The organism is Sphingomonas sp. HDW15A, assembly GCF_011301715.1.
GTDB lineage: Bacteria > Pseudomonadota > Alphaproteobacteria > Sphingomonadales > Sphingomonadaceae > Sphingomicrobium.
In genome coordinates this window covers 1006827-1025069 of the sequence record NZ_CP049870.1, presented here as the reverse complement: position 1 = coordinate 1025069, position 18243 = coordinate 1006827, and the positions used below count along the sequence as shown (strand labels likewise).

17 protein-coding genes and 2 pseudogenes are annotated in these 18243 nt (G+C 63.0%); 3 read left to right on the top strand and 16 right to left on the bottom strand.

Translation table 11 applies throughout. The features are described from left to right. Positions 1 to 33: 33 nt before the first annotated feature. From tsaE to G7076_RS05310, 4 genes are all read right to left on the bottom strand, one after another. The gene (tsaE, locus tag G7076_RS05325; protein ID WP_166201031.1) at positions 34 to 468 is read right to left on the bottom strand and encodes a tRNA (adenosine(37)-N6)-threonylcarbamoyltransferase complex ATPase subunit type 1 TsaE; all 435 of its coding nucleotides are present in this window, start codon (positions 466 to 468) and stop codon (positions 34 to 36) included. Then, positions 465 to 2816 (bottom strand): PAS domain-containing sensor histidine kinase, encoded by a 2352-nt coding sequence (locus tag G7076_RS05320; RefSeq protein WP_166201029.1) that lies wholly within the window; start codon positions 2814 to 2816, stop codon positions 465 to 467. The genes tsaE and G7076_RS05320 overlap by 4 nt, the downstream gene beginning before the upstream one ends. Before the next feature lie 78 nt (positions 2817 to 2894). Then, positions 2895 to 4331: an adenosylhomocysteinase gene (gene ahcY, locus G7076_RS05315; RefSeq protein WP_240913886.1), complete on the bottom strand. Its 1437-nt coding sequence runs from the start codon at positions 4329 to 4331 to the stop codon at positions 2895 to 2897. A 77-nt stretch (positions 4332 to 4408) separates the two neighbouring features. After that, complete coding sequence (locus G7076_RS05310; RefSeq protein WP_166203395.1) at positions 4409 to 4969, bottom strand: YqgE/AlgH family protein; 561 nt, start codon at positions 4967 to 4969, stop codon at positions 4409 to 4411. Between the two features lie 97 nt (positions 4970 to 5066). Here G7076_RS05310 and G7076_RS05305 point away from each other — a divergent pair, with 97 nt between their 5' ends. Then, entirely contained in the window at positions 5067 to 5546 is a 480-nt protein-coding gene (locus tag G7076_RS05305; RefSeq protein WP_166201027.1) for a peroxiredoxin, read from the top strand. 92 nt (positions 5547 to 5638) lie between these two features. Next, the gene (locus tag G7076_RS05300) at positions 5639 to 6121 is read left to right on the top strand and encodes a hypothetical protein (protein ID WP_166201025.1); all 483 of its coding nucleotides are present in this window, start codon (positions 5639 to 5641) and stop codon (positions 6119 to 6121) included. A 48-nt stretch (positions 6122 to 6169) separates the two neighbouring features. Here the strand turns inward: G7076_RS05300 and G7076_RS05295 are convergent, their stop codons facing one another. The 8 genes and pseudogenes from G7076_RS05295 to trmD all read right to left on the bottom strand — a co-directional run bounded on the left by G7076_RS05295 (position 6170) and on the right by trmD (position 12824). Beyond that, the gene (locus G7076_RS05295; RefSeq protein WP_166201023.1) at positions 6170 to 6898 is read right to left on the bottom strand and encodes an SIMPL domain-containing protein; all 729 of its coding nucleotides are present in this window, start codon (positions 6896 to 6898) and stop codon (positions 6170 to 6172) included. Between the two features lie 26 nt (positions 6899 to 6924). Continuing rightward, positions 6925 to 8727, bottom strand: a complete 1803-nt coding sequence (locus tag G7076_RS05290; RefSeq protein WP_166203393.1) for a M2 family metallopeptidase — start codon at positions 8725 to 8727, stop codon at positions 6925 to 6927. A gap of 146 nt (positions 8728 to 8873) precedes the next feature. After that, positions 8874 to 9629 (bottom strand): alpha/beta fold hydrolase, encoded by a 756-nt coding sequence (locus G7076_RS05285; RefSeq protein WP_240913885.1) that lies wholly within the window; start codon positions 9627 to 9629, stop codon positions 8874 to 8876. Next, positions 9626 to 10072 carry a GFA family protein gene (locus G7076_RS05280; protein WP_166201021.1) on the bottom strand — a complete coding sequence of 149 codons (447 nt, stop codon included), beginning with the start codon at positions 10070 to 10072 and terminating at the stop codon, positions 9626 to 9628. Before G7076_RS05280 ends, G7076_RS05285 begins: the two co-directional genes overlap by 4 nt. After that, entirely contained in the window at positions 10069 to 10554 is a 486-nt protein-coding gene (locus tag G7076_RS05275; protein ID WP_166201020.1) for an SgcJ/EcaC family oxidoreductase, read from the bottom strand. Before G7076_RS05275 ends, G7076_RS05280 begins: the two co-directional genes overlap by 4 nt. 32 nt (positions 10555 to 10586) lie before the next feature. Continuing rightward, positions 10587 to 11621, bottom strand: coding sequence for an aspartate-semialdehyde dehydrogenase (locus G7076_RS05270; protein WP_240913884.1), 1035 nt, complete (start codon positions 11619 to 11621; stop codon positions 10587 to 10589). 77 nt (positions 11622 to 11698) lie between these two features. After that, positions 11699 to 12091, bottom strand: coding sequence for a 50S ribosomal protein L19 (gene rplS, locus G7076_RS05265; protein WP_166201018.1), 393 nt, complete (start codon positions 12089 to 12091; stop codon positions 11699 to 11701). A 12-nt stretch (positions 12092 to 12103) separates the two neighbouring features. Further along, positions 12104 to 12824: pseudogene (gene trmD / locus G7076_RS05260) on the bottom strand (tRNA (guanosine(37)-N1)-methyltransferase TrmD). 56 nt (positions 12825 to 12880) lie between these two features. Here trmD and G7076_RS05255 point away from each other — a divergent pair. Further along, positions 12881 to 13804, top strand: a complete 924-nt coding sequence (locus tag G7076_RS05255; RefSeq protein ID WP_166201016.1) for an NAD(P)/FAD-dependent oxidoreductase — start codon at positions 12881 to 12883, stop codon at positions 13802 to 13804. Positions 13805 to 13833: 29 nt separating this feature from the next. Here G7076_RS05255 and G7076_RS05250 read toward each other — a convergent pair whose 3' ends face one another. The 4 genes and pseudogenes from G7076_RS05250 to ffh form a co-directional block, all read right to left on the bottom strand. Further along, positions 13834 to 15351 carry a serine hydrolase domain-containing protein gene (locus G7076_RS05250; RefSeq protein WP_166201014.1) on the bottom strand — a complete coding sequence of 506 codons (1518 nt, stop codon included), beginning with the start codon at positions 15349 to 15351 and terminating at the stop codon, positions 13834 to 13836. Positions 15352 to 15417: 66 nt separating this feature from the next. Continuing rightward, positions 15418 to 15915 carry a ribosome maturation factor RimM gene (gene rimM, locus G7076_RS05245; protein ID WP_166201012.1) on the bottom strand — a complete coding sequence of 166 codons (498 nt, stop codon included), beginning with the start codon at positions 15913 to 15915 and terminating at the stop codon, positions 15418 to 15420. Positions 15916 to 16256: 341 nt separating this feature from the next. Beyond that, a pseudogene (gene rpsP / locus G7076_RS12405) lies at positions 16257 to 16607 on the bottom strand (30S ribosomal protein S16); the annotation flags it as partial. Between the two features lie 34 nt (positions 16608 to 16641). Then, positions 16642 to 18096, bottom strand: a complete 1455-nt coding sequence (ffh, locus tag G7076_RS05235; protein WP_206367580.1) for a signal recognition particle protein — start codon at positions 18094 to 18096, stop codon at positions 16642 to 16644. Positions 18097 to 18243: the final 147 nt, after the last annotated feature.

The following is an 18243-nucleotide window of genomic DNA, read 5'->3' as shown; positions in this document are numbered from 1 at the left end:
TGCGACAGGAAGGTGGCGGCACTTTCGGGGGAATCATCGGGGAGGCCATCGCCCCTCCCATGCCGCCGGGACTTCGGCTGTCAAGGAACGGCGTTCGTCCGGAAGGACAGTTAGAGTCAGCCTGAGTGCTTCTGGCCACATGCCCTCGCCTGCCCGCTCCGGCCATTCGACCAGCAGCGCGGTGTCTTCCAGCGAGTCGAGGCCAAGCTCGACCATCTCACTGCGGTCTTCGACACGGAAAAGGTCGGTGTGCCAAACGGGGGGCACGAGATCGTCATAAGGCTGGACGATCGCGAAACTAGGACTCGGGACTTCGCCTTCATGGCCGAGCGCATGGAGGAGATGACGGACGAAGCTGGTCTTTCCCGCGCCGAGGCTGCCGGACAATGTCACGACGTCCCCGGGACGAAGGAGCGGTGCGAACCTCTTCGCGAGGTCCGCCGTTGCCACTTCGCTGTCCAGGATCATTGCGGCGCCCGCGGAATGACGAGCCTAACGACGGTACCCTTCCCCGTTTCGGAGTCGAGCTCGACCTTGCCGCCGTGCGCCTCAACGAACTGACGGGTTAGCGGAAGGCCGAGGCCGAGCGCTGCCTCACCCTTCGCGGAGCCCACCGCACGATGGAAACGTGTGAACACCGCCTGCTGATCTTCAGGCGCAATGCCCGGTCCATCATCGGCAATCGTAACGGTAACCTGCTCCTCGTCGCCGCTCGCTGACAAGGCGATGTGCCCCTCCTCGGGAGTATAGGCGACGGCGTTTCGAAGAACGTGCTCGATGGATTCGCGAAGGCGCCGCGAATCCCCGACGACGACCCCCGTGGTATCATCGATGGCGATTTCGAGTTTCTGGTCCTTGTCCGCGGCGCGTGACTGGAGCGCTTCGGCGGCAGCGCGGCAAAGGCCTGCCATGTCGATCCGCTCGCGGTCCAGCACGACGCCGCGCCGGTCGCCCTGGGTGAGATCGAGAACGTCGTCGATCAGCTTCGCCAGACGGTCTACGGATTCGAGGATCGCTCCGACGTAGTCCGCGGCCGCCGGTGGGAGTTTTCCGGCATAGCCCTGAGCAAGCATCTCGGCGAACCCGCCGATCGAAGTTAGCGGCGTGCGCAATTCGTAACTCATGTTGGCAACGAAATCGGTCTTTACCCGGTCAGCTTCCTCGAGAGCGGTCGCACGCTCGCGCAAGGCAGCTTCAATGCGGGTCGAGTCGGTGACATCAATCATCGTGAAGAGTGCATTGCCATCCGGAAGCGGAACCGCCGCGAATTCGAAATGGCGGCCATCGGTCATCGACAGACGGCCAGTGCCGGATTGCCGACCCGTCGTCGTGTTGCGGACCATTTCTCGCACCTGCGCGGCCGCGGTCGGATTGACCAGCTTCTTCGCCATGGCCGGAACAAGCTCGTCAACGCGCGGGTGATCCGTCAACCACTCCTCGTCCAAGTCCCAAACCGCGCTGAAGCGGCGATTCCAGAGATAGAGCCGGCCGTCGGACGCAAAGACACTGATGATCTCGAACAGATTGTCGAAGGTCGCGGTGCGGACCCTAAGGAGGGTATCACGCGCCGATGCCAGGCGGACTTGCTCGGTACGATCTTCGAAGATCATTCGAAGGCCGCCATCGGGAAGCGGTTGGGCGACGACGTGCCAGTGGTCGCCCTGTGCCAGCGTCCAATCCTCGCTTATCAGCTCCTCGGTGGAGGTGAACATCGCCCGGCGCTCGTTCTTCCAGGCCGGGAAGTCGCGCACCTCGGGAAGGCGACCATTTTCGCGCATTCGCTCGAGCACGCGGTCGAACTCGGGGCGTTCGGCCAACCACTCCGGCTCGATGCCGGCCATGACAGCGAACGGCTGGTTGAAGAAGGAAAGGCTGCGGTCGACCTCGAACTGGGCGACCGCCGCCGTCATCCGGTCCGCGAGCTCGCGCTGCGAGATGATGTTTTGCGCCAGCTCGAACCGCGCGTCCTCAAGGTCCTGGATGTCGAGCGCGAAGCCGGCCACGGCGCCGGTCGGGAGTGGGACGTCGACAAGCTTCAGCATGCGCCGCTCGCCGCCAATCGTTGCAGGCTGGTTGCGAATGTAGGGCCGCCCGCGTTCGAGCGCGTTGATTGCTGCGGCAGTTGCGCTTTCCTCGCCTGGACTGTCGATCAGCTCGCTTCCACGGGCGATAACTTCGGCAGCGTCGCGCGCTTCGACGGCCGCGACGAAGGCCGAGTTAACGAGGCCGAGGCTCATGTCGGGTCCGCGATACCACATGGGGAACGGCGCGCTCTCGATGAGGTGGGTGAGTGCGTCGAGGGCGGCCTCCGTCATCTGAAGCTGGTTGGCGAGCTTCAGCCGCTCGCTCTCCGACCCTGTCGTGTCGAACACCCAGAGAAGCAGGGTGTTGGGGGGATAAGGCGCTGGCGCGAGACCGCCGCGAACTTCGACGACGCGACTTGAGCCGGCAATCCGGGCCTGCCTTGCGACAGCGGCGCCGCCGATCGCGGCCGAGCGGATGGCGTCACGAAGCTCCGCAAGATCCTGCGGGTCGAGTCCGCTTCCGTCCTGCGCGAGCGCGTCGAGCGTGGCGGGGTGCTCGGCGAGACCGAGGTCGCGCTGAAGAAGGCTATCTGCTTCGATCGTGCCGTCCGAGTGGACGAGAAGCGGACGAGCCGGGACCGAGCGTAGTAGCGATGCAATTGAGCGAGCGCTCGCCACGAGGGCCGTCGCGCGGGACAGCCGCCGCCAGGCCACAAACGTCAGGACCATCGCGATCGCCACCCAGAAAGCGGCGAGGATTGTCACGATTGTGCCGAGGCCGGGCGAGATCATCGTCTGCAGTCATAGGCAAAGAAAAAGGGCGGCGCCATGTGGCACCGCCCCACTTTTTCCGAAGCCCTCGACGAGGGATCAATAACGATAATGCTCAGGCTTGAACGGACCTTGCGGTGTGACGCCGATATAAGCGGCCTGCTTCTCGCTAAGCTTGGTCAGCTTTACGCCAAGCTTGTCGAGGTGAAGCGCAGCGACCTTCTCGTCGAGGTGCTTGGGAAGGACGTAGACGTCGTTCTTATACTGGTCCGACTTCGTCCACAGCTCGATCTGCGCGAGCGTCTGGTTGGTGAAGCTCGACGACATGACGAAGCTCGGGTGACCGGTGGCGCAGCCGAGGTTCACGAGGCGGCCCTTGGCGAGAACGATCAGGCGCTTGCCGTCGGGGAAAGTGACCTCGTCGACCTGGGGCTTGATCTCGGTCCACTTCATGTTGCTGAGCGCGCCAATCTGGATCTCGCTGTCGAAGTGGCCGATGTTGCAGACGATCGCCATGTCTTTCATCTCGCGCATGTGATCGAGCGTGATGACGTCGAAGTTGCCGGTCGCGGTGACGAAAATGTCGGCCCGCTTTGCGGCTTCTTCCATTGTGACGACTTCATAGCCTTCCATCGCTGCCTGAAGCGCGCAGATCGGATCGACTTCGGTCACCAGTACGCGTGCGCCGCCGTTGCGAAGCGAGGCAGCTGAACCCTTGCCGACGTCGCCGAAGCCGGCGACGCAAGCAACCTTGCCGGCAAGCATGACGTCGGTGGCGCGGCGAATCGCGTCGACCAATGATTCCTTGCAGCCGTAAAGGTTGTCGAACTTCGACTTGGTGACGCTGTCGTTGACGTTGATCGCCGGAAACGGAAGCTTGCCCTGCTTGGCCAGTTCATAGAGGCGGTGGACACCGGTCGTCGTTTCTTCGCTGACGCCCTTGATGTTCTGGACGGTCCTGGTGAGGTAGCCCGGACGCTCAGAGAGAAACTTTTTCAGCGTCGCGGCGAAGATTTCTTCCTCCTCGTTGGTCGGCGTAAATAGTGTCTCGCCAGCCTCCACACGGGCACCCCACAACGCGAACATGGTGGCGTCGCCGCCATCGTCGAGGATCATGTTGGCGGTCGTGCCGTCGCCGTCTTTCTCCCAGTCGAAGATGCGTGCAACGTATTCCCAGTATTCCTCGAGGGTTTCGCCCTTGACGGCGAACACTGGAACGCCGCTCTCGGCAATCGCCGCGGCCGCGTGGTCCTGGGTCGAAAAGATGTTGCACGAGGCCCAGCGAACTTCGGCACCGAGCGCCGTCAGAGTTTCAATAAGAACTGCGGTCTGAATCGTCATGTGGAGCGAACCAGTGATCCGCGCGCCCTTCAACGGCTTAGCCGCTCCATATTCCTCGCGGAGTGCCATCAGGCCGGGCATCTCGGTTTCGGCAATCTCGATTTCCTTGCGGCCGAAAGCGGCAAGGCTGAGGTCCTTTACGAGATAGTCGTTCGTTCCCTCGGCGCGAGTCAGGGTGTCGGCGGTAGTGGCCACGTCAATTTCTCCAGTCTGGGGTCGCCAGCGCCCTAGCGATACGGACGCTCGAAGGCAAATATAAAGAATTCTTTATATCAGGCCGCACCGGTCTCCGCCGCGAGAAGCCGGGGGTCGATCCCCTCCTGCCTGAAGGCACTCTCCCAGCGCTCATCGGCTGGCGTGTCGAACAGCAGCTTGGGGTTGCCGGCGGCCGCGAACCAGCCGTGACGAGTCATCTCGTCCTCGAGCTGGCCCTCACCCCAACCGGCGTAACCCAGGGCAATCAACCATCGGCTCGGGCCTTTGCCGGCGGCGATCGCCTTGAGGACATCGATTGTGCCGGTCATTGCACCGAAGGCCGGTATGTGGACGGTGTCCTGGCCGCTCCAGTCCTCGCTGTGCAGGACGAAGCCGCGCCCCGGCTCGACCGGCCCGCCGTGATGGACGGCGCAGTCGGGCGCTTCACCGGGATCGATATCGAGTTGTGCCAACAGTGAACGAAAACGGATGCCCGCACGCTTGTGGCCGATGCCGACGCCGATTGCGCCGTTCTCGTCGTGCAAAGCGATGGCGATTACTGCTCGCTCGAAGCGCGGGTCGGCCATTCCCGGCATCGCCAGGAGCAATCGGCCGGTAAGGAACGCAGGATTGACCATGACGCTGAAAATGCGCCTCGGGCTCATTTGGCACAAGTCTTGAGAGTGTCGCACGCCGCCCCTATGTCGCGGCGCACCGCAACAAGGAGATTATTCCATGACGATCCAGGTCGGCGACCGCATTCCCGATGTCCAGGTCAGCCTTGCCACGCCCGACGGCCCAGTGCCGGCGCGCACTGGCGAATATTTCGCCGGGAAGAAGGTCGCGCTGTTCGCGGTGCCGGGCGCTTACACGCCGACCTGCTCCGCCCGCCACCTGCCGAGCTACGTGGAAAAAGCCGCGGACCTCAAGGGCAAGGGCGTGGACGAGATCGTCGCGACCAGCGTGAACGACGCCTTCGTCATGGGGGCGTGGAACCAGGCGCAGGGGAGCGAAGACATCACCATGCTGGCTGACGGCAATGGCGAATTCGCAGAGGCTCTTGGCCTGTCGATGGACGCTTCGAAGTTCGGCATGGGCAAGCGAAGCCAGCGCTACTCGATGATCGTCAACGATGGCGTCGTTGAGAAAATCAATGTCGAAGCCCCGGGTGAATATTCCGCGTCCAGTGCGGAAACGATGCTCGGACAACTCTAAGCGCCAAGTTGAGCCCGCCTGCGTCGGCAGGCGGGCACTTTCGTGGTATCTATCCGTTGGCTTCTCATAACCATCCAGTGAGGAGTAATACGATGGCCACTACCAAGAAACGAAGTACTTCGTCGCGTAGTCGCAGCAGCGGCTCAAGCTCCAGCAGCGCGCGTAACGACGGGCTTGCCGCCCGCACAGGGCGCACGATCCGCAACCGTCCGTATGCCAGCACAGCCATTGCCGCGGGCGCCGCTTCGCTCGTTGCCGGAATCGCCGGCCTCGTGATGGCGAAGCGCAATAGCGGAAAGAACTGGGGAGAATTTGGCGACGACCTCTCGACCCGCGCTTCCAACCGGCTAAGCGAGGCCAAAACGATGGTTACCGATGCCGCCGATCGTTTGCGTCACCGTGACGGTATCGACCCGGACCGATCCCAGAGCGAGATTATGGAAGAAGCCCTGACGCTGAAGGAAACCGGAAAGAAAACGAAGGGCTCGCGCGGCCCGACGGCCCAGCAGGACATCAAGGCCGGCATCGCGACAAGCAACCAGGAAGCCAAGGCCGGAGCCAAAGCCTACAGCTAATCGTCAGCTGAATTCAGTTATGAAAGGGGCGCCATTCGGCGCCCCTTTTTATTGATCGACGAGAGACCAGTCGACAAAGACGCGCGAGGTCACGGTCACCGGCGCTGGTCGTAATGCTAGAGGTTTGATGCGCGATCCGGAAACGACGACGTTGTCGTCGAAGTTGCGCCAGCCTCCATACCCTTCCCGGGTGTTGGCGACGAGGAGGAGACGACCGACCCGCTTGCCAAGGGCCGCCGCAATATTTTCCGCCTCCGCCCGGGTATTGGCGATTGCCTTTCGCTGGGCCTCGAAACGCGCGGCCGTCCGGTCACTCAGGTCGAAATTGGCATCGAGCTGACCGAAGCCGGAGTCGACCAGCCGATCGACCACGGGCTGCAGTCGGGTCAAATCGCGAAGCCGAATTTCGACTCTTTGCGAAGCGCTGTAATGACGGACAACGCGTTGTCCGGGTCCGTCACGTTCGGCATAGACCGGCGCCGCGGAAAGCTGCCTGGCACTGATCAGTGCCTCGGGGACTCCTACGCCTTGCAGTTCGTGAATCAGCGCCGTCATTTTTGCCAGATTTGCGTCGGCCGCTTCCTTCGGCGTTGCGCCATCTGACTGTATGGCCACGGTCAAGGTCAGGATGTCCGGTACGCGTTCGACCTCCCCTTCCCCCGTTACCCGTATGACCGACTCGCCCGGTAGGAGTTGCGGCGTGTCGGTGCTCTGCGCGCGCAGCGGCGAAGCCGCCACCGCGCAGAGCCCTACAATCGCCCACATCAAGTTACGCATGACACGGAGCCTTTATGCGCGGGGTCTTACCAGCCCTGCGTCTTCCCCTTGTTCTGTTCGTCGAGCCAGGCCTTCAATGGCGCGAAATATTCTGCCATCGCCTTGCCGGACATCTCGCGCGAGCCGGTGAATGCCTGGAGTGCATCTGGCCAGGGCTTTGAGGCACCCATCTCCAGCATGGCATTCAGACGCTTGCCGACTTCCTTGTTGCCATAGAAGCTGCAGCGATGAAGCGGGCCCTTCCAGCCGGCCTGCTCGCAGGCAGCCTTGTAGAACTGGAACTGCAGTATCCGGGCCAGGAAATAGCGCGTGTACGGAACATTGCCGGGAATGTGATACTTTGCGCCGGCATCGAACGCATTCGCCGGACGATCCGACGGCGGCGTGATCCCTTGGTAGTCGAGACGCATCTTCGTCCACGCATTGTTGTAATCCGCTGGCTGAATCGTGCCATCGAAGATCTGCCAGCGATAGCGGTCGATCAGCAGGCCGAACGGAAGGAACGCGACCTTGTCCATCGCCTGGCGGAGGAGCAGTCCGATGTCCTTGTCGGGGCTCGGGACCGCTTTCTTGTCCAGGAGACCGATGTCCACGAGGTACTGTGGCGTGATTGAAAGCGCGATGAAATCGCCGATCGCCTCGTGGAAGCCGTCATTCGCACCATTGAGGTACAGGAATGGCTGGTTCTTGTAGGCCCGCTGGTAATAGTTGTGCCCAAGCTCGTGATGGATCGTGACGAAGTCGTCCGAATTCACCTTGGTGCACATCTTGATGCGGATGTCGTCCTTGTTGTCGATATCCCAGGCCGAAGCGTGGCAAACGACTTCGCGGTCTCGCGGCTTGGTGATCATCGAGCGCTCCCAGAAGGTCTGGGGCAGCGGCGCCATGCCGAGCGAGGAATAGAAGCCCTCGCCATATTTCACCATGTCGAGCGGAGACTTGCCCTTTCTCTCGAGCAGCTCGCCAATGTCATAGCCGAGATCGCCGGCGCCCTTGGGAGCAACGAGCGGGTAGATGTTGCCCCACTCCTGCGCCCACATGTTACCGAGCAGGTCGGCGCGGATCGGGCCAGTCGCCGGCTGGACGGCATTGCCGTACTTCTTGTTCAGCTGCGTGCGGACATAGGTGTGAAGCGCCATGTAAAGCGGCTTCACTTCCTGCCACAGGCGTTCGGTGGTCGCAGCGAACTCTTCCGGGCTCATATCGTAGGGCGAGCGCCACATCGCACCGGTGTCGTTGAAGCCGAGCTCCTTCGCACCCTGGTTGGCGATCCCGACCAGTTGCACGTAGTCGTTCTTCATGGGCGCGCCGACATTGTTGTGCCAGCTGGTCCACATCTCCTCGAACTGCTTGGGACCGTTCTTCAGGTTGCCCATTTCGGCTTCGATATCCGATCCGCTGATCGGCTTGCCGTTGAGCGTGCCCTTGCCCTTCCCGTAAGCGGAGTTGAGTCGGGTCGCGATCTCGTTGAGCTGCTCGGCAGCACCCGGAGTCGTGGGAGCCGGGAGGACGATGCCGTTGCGCAGGATGTCGAGCTTGCGCTTCACGTCGGCGTCGAGGCCGGGGACGGCCGCGAACTTGGCCGCTTCGATGGCATATTTGACCGACTTTTCGGTGCCGATGGCGTTTATCCGCGCAGCCATCGCGTCGGTGTCTTCGGTAATGTAGGTCGAATTGACCCAGTTCACCTGGCTCGCCTCGACGGTGTAGTCGAACAGGTCCTTCTCGACAGCAGCGACGAACGCGGCAGCACCCTCGGCGGTCATCGGATAGCTGTCGGAGGCAGCCGGAGAAGCGACCGGCGGCGGGGCCTCGCTCGGCGCGGCCATCGGCTGGGCGGTAGCGGTGGTGCAGCCGGCAAGTGCCAGCGCTGCAAGGGAAACAGTTGCGGCAAAACGGTTCAAGGTCAGGCTCCTCGTCCTTAAGACTCAACGATATCGCGTGACGCGAGGAGTGAGCGGTTCGTGCTTTCTCGTCAAGCGCCCCTGACGAAGGCTGCAAGCCGTTCGCCGAACTCGCGCTGCGTCACGCTCGACATGTGCGTGCCAGGAATGGGCGCGTATTCCGCATTCGGCAGTGCCTCGGCAAGCGCCGGCGCGGAGCCGTTGTCACTGTCCTCGGTACCGCACAGCACCATCGTAGGCATTGTGAAGGATTGCAGCCAATCGGGATGAGCGTCTTCGAATGTCCGAAGCAGATGACCGGCGGCGACACGATCAACGTTCATCGTCTTCATGAACTGGATCGCCATCCACCACGGATCACCCCGCCTGGCGATGTCGAACTGCGCGATCGCTTCGTGAAAGAAGGCCTGCCGCCTGTTCCAGTCGGAAAGCCCTTCAAAGCCCATTCCGGCAAGGATGGCCTTCACGGGGCTCGCGCCCTCTCCCACCACCTGCACCGTGGTCCGTGCGCCGAGCGAAAAGCCGCCAAGGACATAGTCCGTCAGCTCAAGCTGCTCGATCAACTCCTTGATGTCGCGGGCCAGGATTCCGCGAGGATAGGATTCTACGTCTTGCGGCTTGGCGCTTAGACCATGAGCTCGAAGGTCGGGCATGATGACCCGGCATCCTTCAGCCGCGACTTTCTCCGCGGCGCCGAACTTGATCCAGTTGGTCAGACCGTCGGAAAACAGACCGTGGATCAGGACGACTGGACGCCCCTCCCCCATTTCCCGCCAGGCCAGTTCCACTCCGTCCGACGCCGTCCAGCGATGTACGTCTGGTGTCACTCCGGGACCTCGCGCCCGACGGCCTTCCAGCGCTTGGCGACGCTTTCGGTCGTGGCGCTGTACATCCGCGGCAAGTCGCGCGTGTCGAGGAATGCTTCGTGGATGCTCTCGGCGCCGGCGTGGATCACCGGCTTGAAGCGAGACGGATCATCGAAGCTGCCGAGCGTCAGGTCGGGCTTGCCGCCCCCGTCCTTGAACTGGAAGCCCAGCGGTGTTCCGCAGGACGAGCAGAATGGCCGCTTGGCGATCGGCGAACTTTCATACCAGTCCGGCTCGCCGAGCCAATTTAGCTTGCCCGGTTCCACCTGGACAAAGGCTGCCGCGAACCCTCCGGTTGCTTTCTGGCACATGCGGCAATGGCAGAAATAGGCGTCATCGCTATCGATCTCCGCCTCGTAGCGGACGCGCCCGCATTGGCATCCACCGGTCATCATTTCGCTCATGGCAGCGGCGCTCCCGCCGGCGGCAGCGACATGTGCTCATGTACGATGAGCCAGCGTCGGTCCGGCTGCTTTTGAAGGACCTGGGTGAAGCGAGCGCGAAGCATCTGGCGCGCCGGCCCCACCTGGGCCGTGAAGCCGACAATTCCCGACGAGACGATCGTGTCATCGTCCAGCTTCTGAGTGTTGCGCTCGGTCACCGTAAAGTCAGCCGGTTTCATCGCCATGAACCCCGCGGTTTCGCGGGTGACGACATTACGATCGCTTGTTGGAGCGAGCGATCCGGTCGAGAAGACGACCGCATCAGGTGCGTAATGCGCCATCGCTGTCTCGGCGGAACCGGACCGCCAGCTGTCCTCGACTGCAGCAACGATCGCGGCAGGATCGTCGGAGGCGGCATTAGCCGCGCTGCCCTCCTGGTTCTTCTGAACTTCGCAGGCACTGAGTGCCAGACCAATCGCCGCAATCAACATCAAACGCCGCATGTCACATCTCCCTGTGACCGGCAGCCTAGACGCTAGGCCGCCTTCTGCAAGTGACGGCGGCCGAGCAGTTCGGCGATCTGTACGGCATTCAGGGCTGCGCCCTTGCGAAGGTTGTCGCTGACCACCCAGAGGGCGAGACCATTGTCGACTGTCGGATCCTCGCGGACACGGCTGACGAAAGTGGCATAGTCGCCGACGCATTCGACCGGCGTAACGTAACCGCCGTCCTCGCGCTTATCGACAAGCATTACGCCGGGCGCTTCGCGCAGAAGCTCGCGCGCCTCATCGGCCGAGATTTCATTCTCGAACTCGACATGGATCGCCTCGCTATGGCCGACGAACACCGGCACGCGGACGCAGGTCGCGGTCACCTTGATCTTCGGATCGAGGATCTTCTTGGTCTCGACCACCATCTTCCATTCTTCCTTGGTCGAGCCGTCGTCGAGGAAGCTGTCGATGTGCGGGATGACGTTGAAGGCGATCTGCTTGGTGAACTTCACCGGAGTGTTTGAATCGCCGACAAAGATGTTGCGGCTCTGCTCGAAAAGCTCGTCCATCCCCGCTTTGCCCGCGCCGGAGACCGACTGGTAGGTAGCAACGACGATCCGCTTGATCCGCGCCGCGTCGTGCAGCGGCTTCAGCGCAACCACCATCTGCGCAGTCGAGCAATTGGGATTTGCGATGATGTTCTTCGCCCGATAGCCCTCGATGGCATCCGCATTCACTTCCGGCACGATCAACGGCACGTCCGGGTCCATTCGGAACGCGCTGGAATTATCGATGACGGTGCAGCCGGCGGCAGCGGCACGCGGCGCGTGGAGCTTGCTGATTTCCCCGCCGGCGCTGAACAGTGCAATGTCCCAGCCTTCGAAATCGAAATGCTCCAGGTTCTTGACCTTGAGTTCCTGCCCGCTGTCTCCGAAATCGATGATGTCCCCGGTCGAACGCGCGCTAGCGACCGCAGCCACCTCGGAGAGCGGGAATTGCCGCTCGGCAAGGATATTGAGGATTTCACGACCGACATTGCCGGTGGCACCGACCACCGCGACACGATAGCCCGACATCATATTCTCCAAGAGCAAGCGGCCGAGCCTCCCATGTGAGAAGGCCCGGCCGCGTTTCAAGCCGAAACTGTACGAAGCCCTCAGGCTTCGGTCGCTTCGCCCTTGGCCGGACGGGTATCGCGACGCTCGGCGATACGCGCCGATTTGCCGCGACGTCCGCGCAGGTAATAGAGCTTCGCGCGACGGACGGCACCGCGGCGCACGACCTCGATCGAATCGATCGCCGGCGAATAGAGCGGGAATACGCGCTCGACGCCTTCGCCGAACGAAATCTTGCGCACGGTGAAATTGGAGCCGATGCCCTTGTTCGAGCGGGCGATGCACACGCCTTCGTACATCTGGACACGGGCGCGGTCGCCTTCGACGACCTTCACGCCAACGCGCAAGGTGTCGCCAGGGCGGAATTCGGGAATCTTGCGGTCGGCGGTCAGCGCGTCAATCGCTTCCTGCTCGAGCGTCTGGATCAGGTTCATTGGTCTTCAATCCTAATCTTCTCGCTGCGCGCCAGAGGGCGACGACCTCGTAGCGCCCCCATGGCGCTCCATCAGGTCCGGCCGCCGTGACCGTGTGTCCAGGATGGCCTGCTCGTGTCTCCACGCGGCAATCCTCGCATGATCCCCGATCGCAGCACTTCGGGGATCGTGCGCCCTTCCCAGTCGACTGGTCGGGTATAGTGCGGATATTCGAGAAGCCCCGCTTCGAAGCTCTCTTCCTCACCGCTGAGGGTCGCGCCCATTACGCCGGGAAGCAGCCGAACGCAAGCGTCGAGAAGGACCATAGCGCCAATTTCACCCCCGGAGAGGACATAGTCGCCGATCGAGACGGGTTCGAGCGGGCGCGCCTCGAAAATGCGCTCGTCGAACCCTTCGAAGCGGCCGCAAAGGATGATCGCCCCTCGCCGCTGGCAAGCTCGCGCACGCGTTTTTGATTGAGAGGCACGCCGCGCGGGGTCATCGCCAGCATCGGCCGGCCGTCCGCGACCGCGTCCAACGCCGCGGCAAGCACATCGCAGCGAAGCACCATGCCGGCGCCGCCGCCGGCGGGTGTGTCATCGACCGTCCGGTGCTTGTCGATGGCGTGATCGCGGATGTTACGGGCCTCCAGCGACCACTTGCCCTCCTCGAGTGCCCTTCCTGCGAGGCTCGTTCCAAGCGGTCCTGGGAACATATCGGGGTATAGGGTCAGGACGGTGGCGCGAAAGCTCATGGCTTTGTGCCGTTAGCTCAAGCGGAACCGCCACGCCATGGCGGCATTAAGGGCGGATGGAAGCCAACACACTCGACTGCCTGGTGGTCGGCGGCGGCCCGGCCGGGCTGACGGCGGCGATATACCTCTCGCGTTATCACCTCGACATCCTGGTGGTCGACGGCGGCAAGAGCCGAGCGGCGACCATCCCATGCACGCACAACCATGCCGGCTACCCCGACGGAATCTCTGGGACCGAACTGGTTGAGAGAATGCGCGCCCAAGCCCAGCGCTATGGCGCTCGAATCGAGAGCGGGCAGGTGACGCGACTACACCGCGAGAAGGACGGTCATTTTACCGCCGAATGGGGCTCCGGCCCGGTCACTGCCCGCACGGTTCTACTTGCGACAGGGGTCACCAATCGCCGGCCGCCGATGGACGAGGCGCTCCACGACGACGCGCTGGCGCGGGGACTGATCCGTTATTGCCCGATCTGCGACGGCTACGAGGTGACCGATAAGAAGGTTGGCGTGATCGGCAGCGGCAAGGGCGGCGTCAATGAAGCCATTTTTCTTCGCGGATATACGAAGGACGTGACGCTGATTGCGCCGGACAAGGCCTTGAGCGTGTCGGCCGAAGATCGCGTTCGACTGAACGAGGTGGGCATTGTCACGGTGGATGGCCCAGCCGAGGCGGTCGCGATCAGCGACAGTTGCATCACCGTCGATACGGCGGAGGGTCACTTCACCTTTGACAGCGTCTATCCGGCCCTTGGGTCAGACGTGCACAACCAGCTTGCCGAGCAGGCCGGCGCGAAATTGTCGAGCGATGCCTGCGTCGTCGTCGATTCCCACATGCGGACCAGCGTTCCTGGCCTTTTCGCAGCCGGCGACGTCGTTCTCGGCCTCGACCAGATCAGCAACGCCATGGGCCAGGGCGGAGTGGCCTCCACAGCCATCCGCAACGACCTCGCCAAGGAACGATCGCTTTTGCGGGAGTAGCGGGGTGAATCCTTCGCGAACCGGTTTCGCTAGTTGGGGATCGGCATCAGCCGCCACGCTTGGATAGTCGGTGGATTGGTCGGGGCGAGCAGGATCTGGCCGTTGAGATGACCGCGCTCGCAATTCCAGCGATATGCCGTCGACAGGGCGCCCGTTGTGAACAAGGGCTCAGCAGACGTGCAATTCCCGATCTGTTGCCGGATTTTAACCAGCTCGGCCGACCAATTATCGGCGCTGCGATCCATCAGGAAATTCATCGCGAGCTTGCCATTCAGGGGTGTCAGGTTTCCGGCTGCATACGCGGCGAAGGCGGCAGCCTGCATTTTCTGAAGGATTGGTGTGACCGTCCGTTTTTCAGGTGGGATCATGCCCTGGCCGTCAATCGCCAGGAGCGCACGCCAGACCGGCTCAGACGGACCCGAGTAAGTGCGGTTGGTAAGCACGAACATCGCCGCCCGACGCTCGGGCGCCACGACCATGTAAGAACCGTAACCCGGGAAACCGCCCCCATGACTGAGAGTGAGACCGAGAGTGCAATCGCGGATTGCGAACAGTCCCATCGCATAGGCCTGGCCCCAGATGCACTCGTCTTTCTCGGGCCCTCCAATGCGCTTGCGCGTGGAAATGAAGTTCAGGCCCTGTGAAAGTTCGCGCACCGTCGAGCGCTTGACCGGTCCGGTTTCCGGTCCGTCGCGCGGCGGCCAGGCGGACAGCAAAAACGAGAGCCACTTCGCATAGTCGTCCGCGGTAACGTAGACGCCTCCCATTGCCCCGAATTCGCCGTGGGCCATGGTTGGCTCCTCGACCCACCGCTCATTCTCCCAGCGGTAGCCGATAGCCCGGTTCCCCAGAGGGACGTCGCGAAATTCGTAGCCGCTTTTCGTCATGCCGAGCGGCTGCATGATCGTCTGCTGGATATAGCGGTCGAACGGCACCCCCGATGCGTTGGTGACGATCCGCCCGAGAAGCGCGTAACCGAAGTTGGAATATTCCATCTGCGTCTGCGGCGGGCGGCTCCATGGAACACCGGCGGCGATCATCTTCGTGAACTCTGCAGCAGAGACTGGCTGTTGGCGGTCGCCCCAGGGATCATCGGTGACGAGGCCGCCGACGTGGCTCAACAGGTCGCGGACTCGGATCCGCGGCGAGTCGGAGGTCGGATAACTCCAGTTGCGCATTTCGGGCACGTGCTGTTCGGCGAGGTCGTCCAGGCGAAGCATGCCCTGATCGCGGAGAGAAAGGATCGCGAGCGCCGTGAAGACCTTGCTCATTGACGCAATGCGAAAGCGCGTTTCGGCGTTGACCGGCTCCTTGGCTTTCTCGTCCTGCTCTCCGAGGAAACGGACGTGGGCAAGATTCCCGTCGATCAGCACGCCATATGCCATACCTGGAACCGGGGTCTTGGCCCGAAAGTCGGCAAACGCCTTGTCGACCGCGGAGAAGCGGGCGACTGCCGGGGCAGCCTCGGCCTGAGAGGTTTTCTGCGCACATACGGGAGCCGCAACCAGCGCGGCTCCGGCGGTCAACATCAAGCTAAAGCGACGCACTGGCCCCTCCCCCAAAGGATGGAGGAAACTTAGGCGGCAGCGATGGCGGTGAATAGCCCCGCCCGGTCAGGCAAGGAATTCGGGATCGAGGACGATCCGCGCACCTTCCATCCGCGAGATGGGATCGCGGAACGGGATAAGCGCGCGCTTGCCGCTGACCAGTTCGATGTCGAGCAGGTCGCCGGCGCCGAAATTCTCGACACCGACGACTGATCCAATGGTGTCGTCGCTTTCCGAGAAGCACGTCAGGCCGATCAGGTCGGCGTGATAATATTCACCCTCTTCGAGAGGCGGCAGGGCGCTGCGGTCGATCTCGACCAGCGAGCCGCGAAGGGCCTCCGCGGCCGATCGGTCGGAAACGCCATCGAACCGGGCGATTGCGGTCTTGCCGCTGTCCTTGACGGACTTGAGCGCGACCAAACGCCCGTCGAGGTAAACCTTGTCGTGGCAGGCGAGGCCGTCGATGCTGTCCGTGAACAGTTTCAGGCGGACCTCGCCCTTCACGCCATGGGCACCGGCGACCGCGGCGAGCGTGACTCGCTTCCCGGTCTCCGGCCCATCCATTATTACTCGGCCTTCTCGGCAGCGCCTTCGGCCGGCTGTTCCGAGCTTTCGCCGGTCACTTCAGGAGCGTCAGCGGCCTCGGGCGAGCCCTCGGTCGCACCCTCGTCGGCGCCTTCCGCCGGCTCGGCGCCGGCAGTCGCTTCCGTGGCGGCCTCAACGGCCTCTTCGGCCACCGGTTGAGCCGGGGCTTCTTCGCCGGCGCTCTCTTCGACGGCGGCTTCGGCGGCGACATTCTCTTCCGCCGCAACTTCTTCGCCTTCGATGTCGACGGTGTCGGACGGAGCCTGCTCAGCCGCGATATCGGCTTCCTCGGTCACCGGCGCGGCGGCTGCTGCCTTCTTGGCTTCCTCGGCCTCGGCCAGCTTGGTCGCCTTCTCCTCGGCGCGTTCCTTGGCCTTTTCGCCCGGCTGAGCCTTGTTCGGGTTGTTACGGGCGGCGCGTTCCTTGATGCCGGCGGCATCGAGGAAGCGGGCAACACGGTCCGACGGCTGGGCGCCGACGCTCAGCCAATGCTTGATGCGGTCAGCGTCAAGCTTCACACGCTCCGGCGAATCCTTGGCCAGAAGCGGGTTGTAGGTGCCGACCTTCTCGATGAAGCGGCCATCACGCGCATTGCGGCTGTCAGCCACGACGACGCGGTAATAGGGGCGCTTCTTGGACCCGCCACGGGCGAGACGAATTGCAACTGCCATTTTCTTCTTCCTTCTTTATTTCCGTAATTTACGCTTATTTCTTGCCAAATTTATCGAAGCCCGGAGGAAGGCCTCCAGGACCACCCAGCCCGGGCAATCCCGGCATTCCGCCCGAAAGCTGGCCGCCAGGAGCGAGGCCGCCCAGCGCCTTTTCCATTCCGCCCTGCCCGAACATCGCCGCGAGCTTGCCGAAGCCGCCGAGCTTCTTCAGCCGCTTCATCGCGTTTGACATTTCGAGGTGCATTTTCAAAAGCTTGTTGACCTCCTGGACGGTGGTCCCGCTGCCCTTGGCGATGCGAATCTTGCGCTTGGCATTGATGATATTGGGCAGGCGCCGCTCCTTGGCGGTCATCGAGCTCATCATCGCCTCGAGCCGGACCAGCGCCTTGTCGTCGACCGCACCGGCCTTGGGCAGGCCCTTCATTCCGGGAAGCATCGAGGCGAGCGCGCCGAGTCCGCCCATGCGCTTCATCTGCTGGATCTGGAGGGCGAGGTCGTCGAGGTCGAATTTGCCCTTCTCCATCTTGGCCGCGAGCTTTTCCGCGTCCTCGATCTTGACGCTTTCGGCGGCGCGCTCGACCAGGCTTACGACGTCGCCCATGCCGAGGATGCGGCCCGCGACGCGATCCGGGTGGAACGCTTCGAGCTTGTCCATCGCCTCGCCGGTTCCGGCGAACTTGATCGGCTTGCCGGTGACCGCGCGCATGGAAAGCGCGGCACCGCCGCGGGCATCGCCGTCCATTCGAGTGAGAACCACGCCCGACAGCTCGACCTCGCCGGCAAAGCCCTTGGCGACGTTGACCGCGTCCTGGCCGGTCAGGCTGTCGACCACCAGAAGCGTCTCTACCGGGTTGGAGACGGCAGCGACCGCCTTCATCTCGGCCATCAAGGCGTCGTCGACGTGGAGGCGGCCCGCGGTGTCGAGCATGAGGACATCGAAGCCCTGGAGCTTCGCGGCCTGGAGAGCCCGCTGGGCGATCTGGACCGGCGTCTGCCCGGCAACGATCGGAAGGGTGTCGACGCCGACCTGGCGGCCAAGCACGGCAAGCTGCTCCTGCGCCGCCGGGCGGGCGACGTCGAGCGAAGCCATCAGGACCTTCTTGCGTTCCCGCTCGGAAAGTCGCTTGGCAAGTTTTGCGGTGGTGGTCGTCTTGCCCGAGCCCTGGAGGCCAACCATCATCACGACCGCGGGCGGGTTCACGCCGAGGTTGAGCTCGGCATTGTCCGTGCCCAACATCTCGACCAGCGCATCGTGCACGATCTTGACGACCATCTGGCCCGGGGTGACCGAGCGGATGACCTCGGCGCCGACGGCACGTTCCGTGACCTTGTCGACAAAATCGCGCGCGACCGGAAGAGCAACGTCGGCTTCCAGGAGCGCAACCCGAACCTCGCGCATCGCCGAGCGGACGTCGTCCTCGGACAATGCACCGCGCCCGCGGAGCTTGTCGAAGACGCCGCTGAGGCGATCGCTAAGGCTTTCGAACATCAAAATTCCTTCGTTTCGGACTGCAACAACGAACGAGACGCCGGCGGGCGAATACTCGCCGGCCAGCGCGCCCCGAGGGCATCGTCGATGTCATGTCCGTTAAGACGTGCGCGCCCCTACGCGAGAGGTGCGGCGGGGTCAAGGTTG

What these genes read in the sequence shown, in the direction of transcription:
- tsaE (WP_166201031.1), bottom strand. Translation starts at nt 468, where the DNA reads ATGATCCTGGACAGCGAAGTGGCAACGGCGGACCTCGCGAAGAGGTTC.
- G7076_RS05320 (WP_166201029.1), bottom strand. Translation starts at nt 2,816, where the DNA reads ATGATCTCGCCCGGCCTCGGCACAATCGTGACAATCCTCGCCGCTTTC.
- G7076_RS05310 (WP_166203395.1), bottom strand. Translation starts at nt 4,969, where the DNA reads ATGGTCAATCCTGCGTTCCTTACCGGCCGATTGCTCCTGGCGATGCCG.
- G7076_RS05305 (WP_166201027.1), top strand. Translation starts at nt 5,067, where the DNA reads ATGACGATCCAGGTCGGCGACCGCATTCCCGATGTCCAGGTCAGCCTT.
- G7076_RS05300 (WP_166201025.1), top strand. Translation starts at nt 5,639, where the DNA reads ATGGCCACTACCAAGAAACGAAGTACTTCGTCGCGTAGTCGCAGCAGC.
- G7076_RS05295 (WP_166201023.1), bottom strand. Translation starts at nt 6,898, where the DNA reads ATGCGTAACTTGATGTGGGCGATTGTAGGGCTCTGCGCGGTGGCGGCT.
- G7076_RS05290 (WP_166203393.1), bottom strand. Translation starts at nt 8,727, where the DNA reads ATGGCCGCGCCGAGCGAGGCCCCGCCGCCGGTCGCTTCTCCGGCTGCC.
- G7076_RS05280 (WP_166201021.1), bottom strand. Translation starts at nt 10,072, where the DNA reads ATGAGCGAAATGATGACCGGTGGATGCCAATGCGGGCGCGTCCGCTAC.
- G7076_RS05275 (WP_166201020.1), bottom strand. Translation starts at nt 10,554, where the DNA reads ATGCGGCGTTTGATGTTGATTGCGGCGATTGGTCTGGCACTCAGTGCC.
- G7076_RS05270 (WP_240913884.1), bottom strand. Translation starts at nt 11,621, where the DNA reads ATGATGTCGGGCTATCGTGTCGCGGTGGTCGGTGCCACCGGCAATGTC.
- rplS (WP_166201018.1), bottom strand. Translation starts at nt 12,091, where the DNA reads ATGAACCTGATCCAGACGCTCGAGCAGGAAGCGATTGACGCGCTGACC.
- G7076_RS05255 (WP_166201016.1), top strand. Translation starts at nt 12,881, where the DNA reads ATGGAAGCCAACACACTCGACTGCCTGGTGGTCGGCGGCGGCCCGGCC.
- rimM (WP_166201012.1), bottom strand. Translation starts at nt 15,915, where the DNA reads ATGGATGGGCCGGAGACCGGGAAGCGAGTCACGCTCGCCGCGGTCGCC.
- ffh (WP_206367580.1), bottom strand. Translation starts at nt 18,096, where the DNA reads ATGTTCGAAAGCCTTAGCGATCGCCTCAGCGGCGTCTTCGACAAGCTC.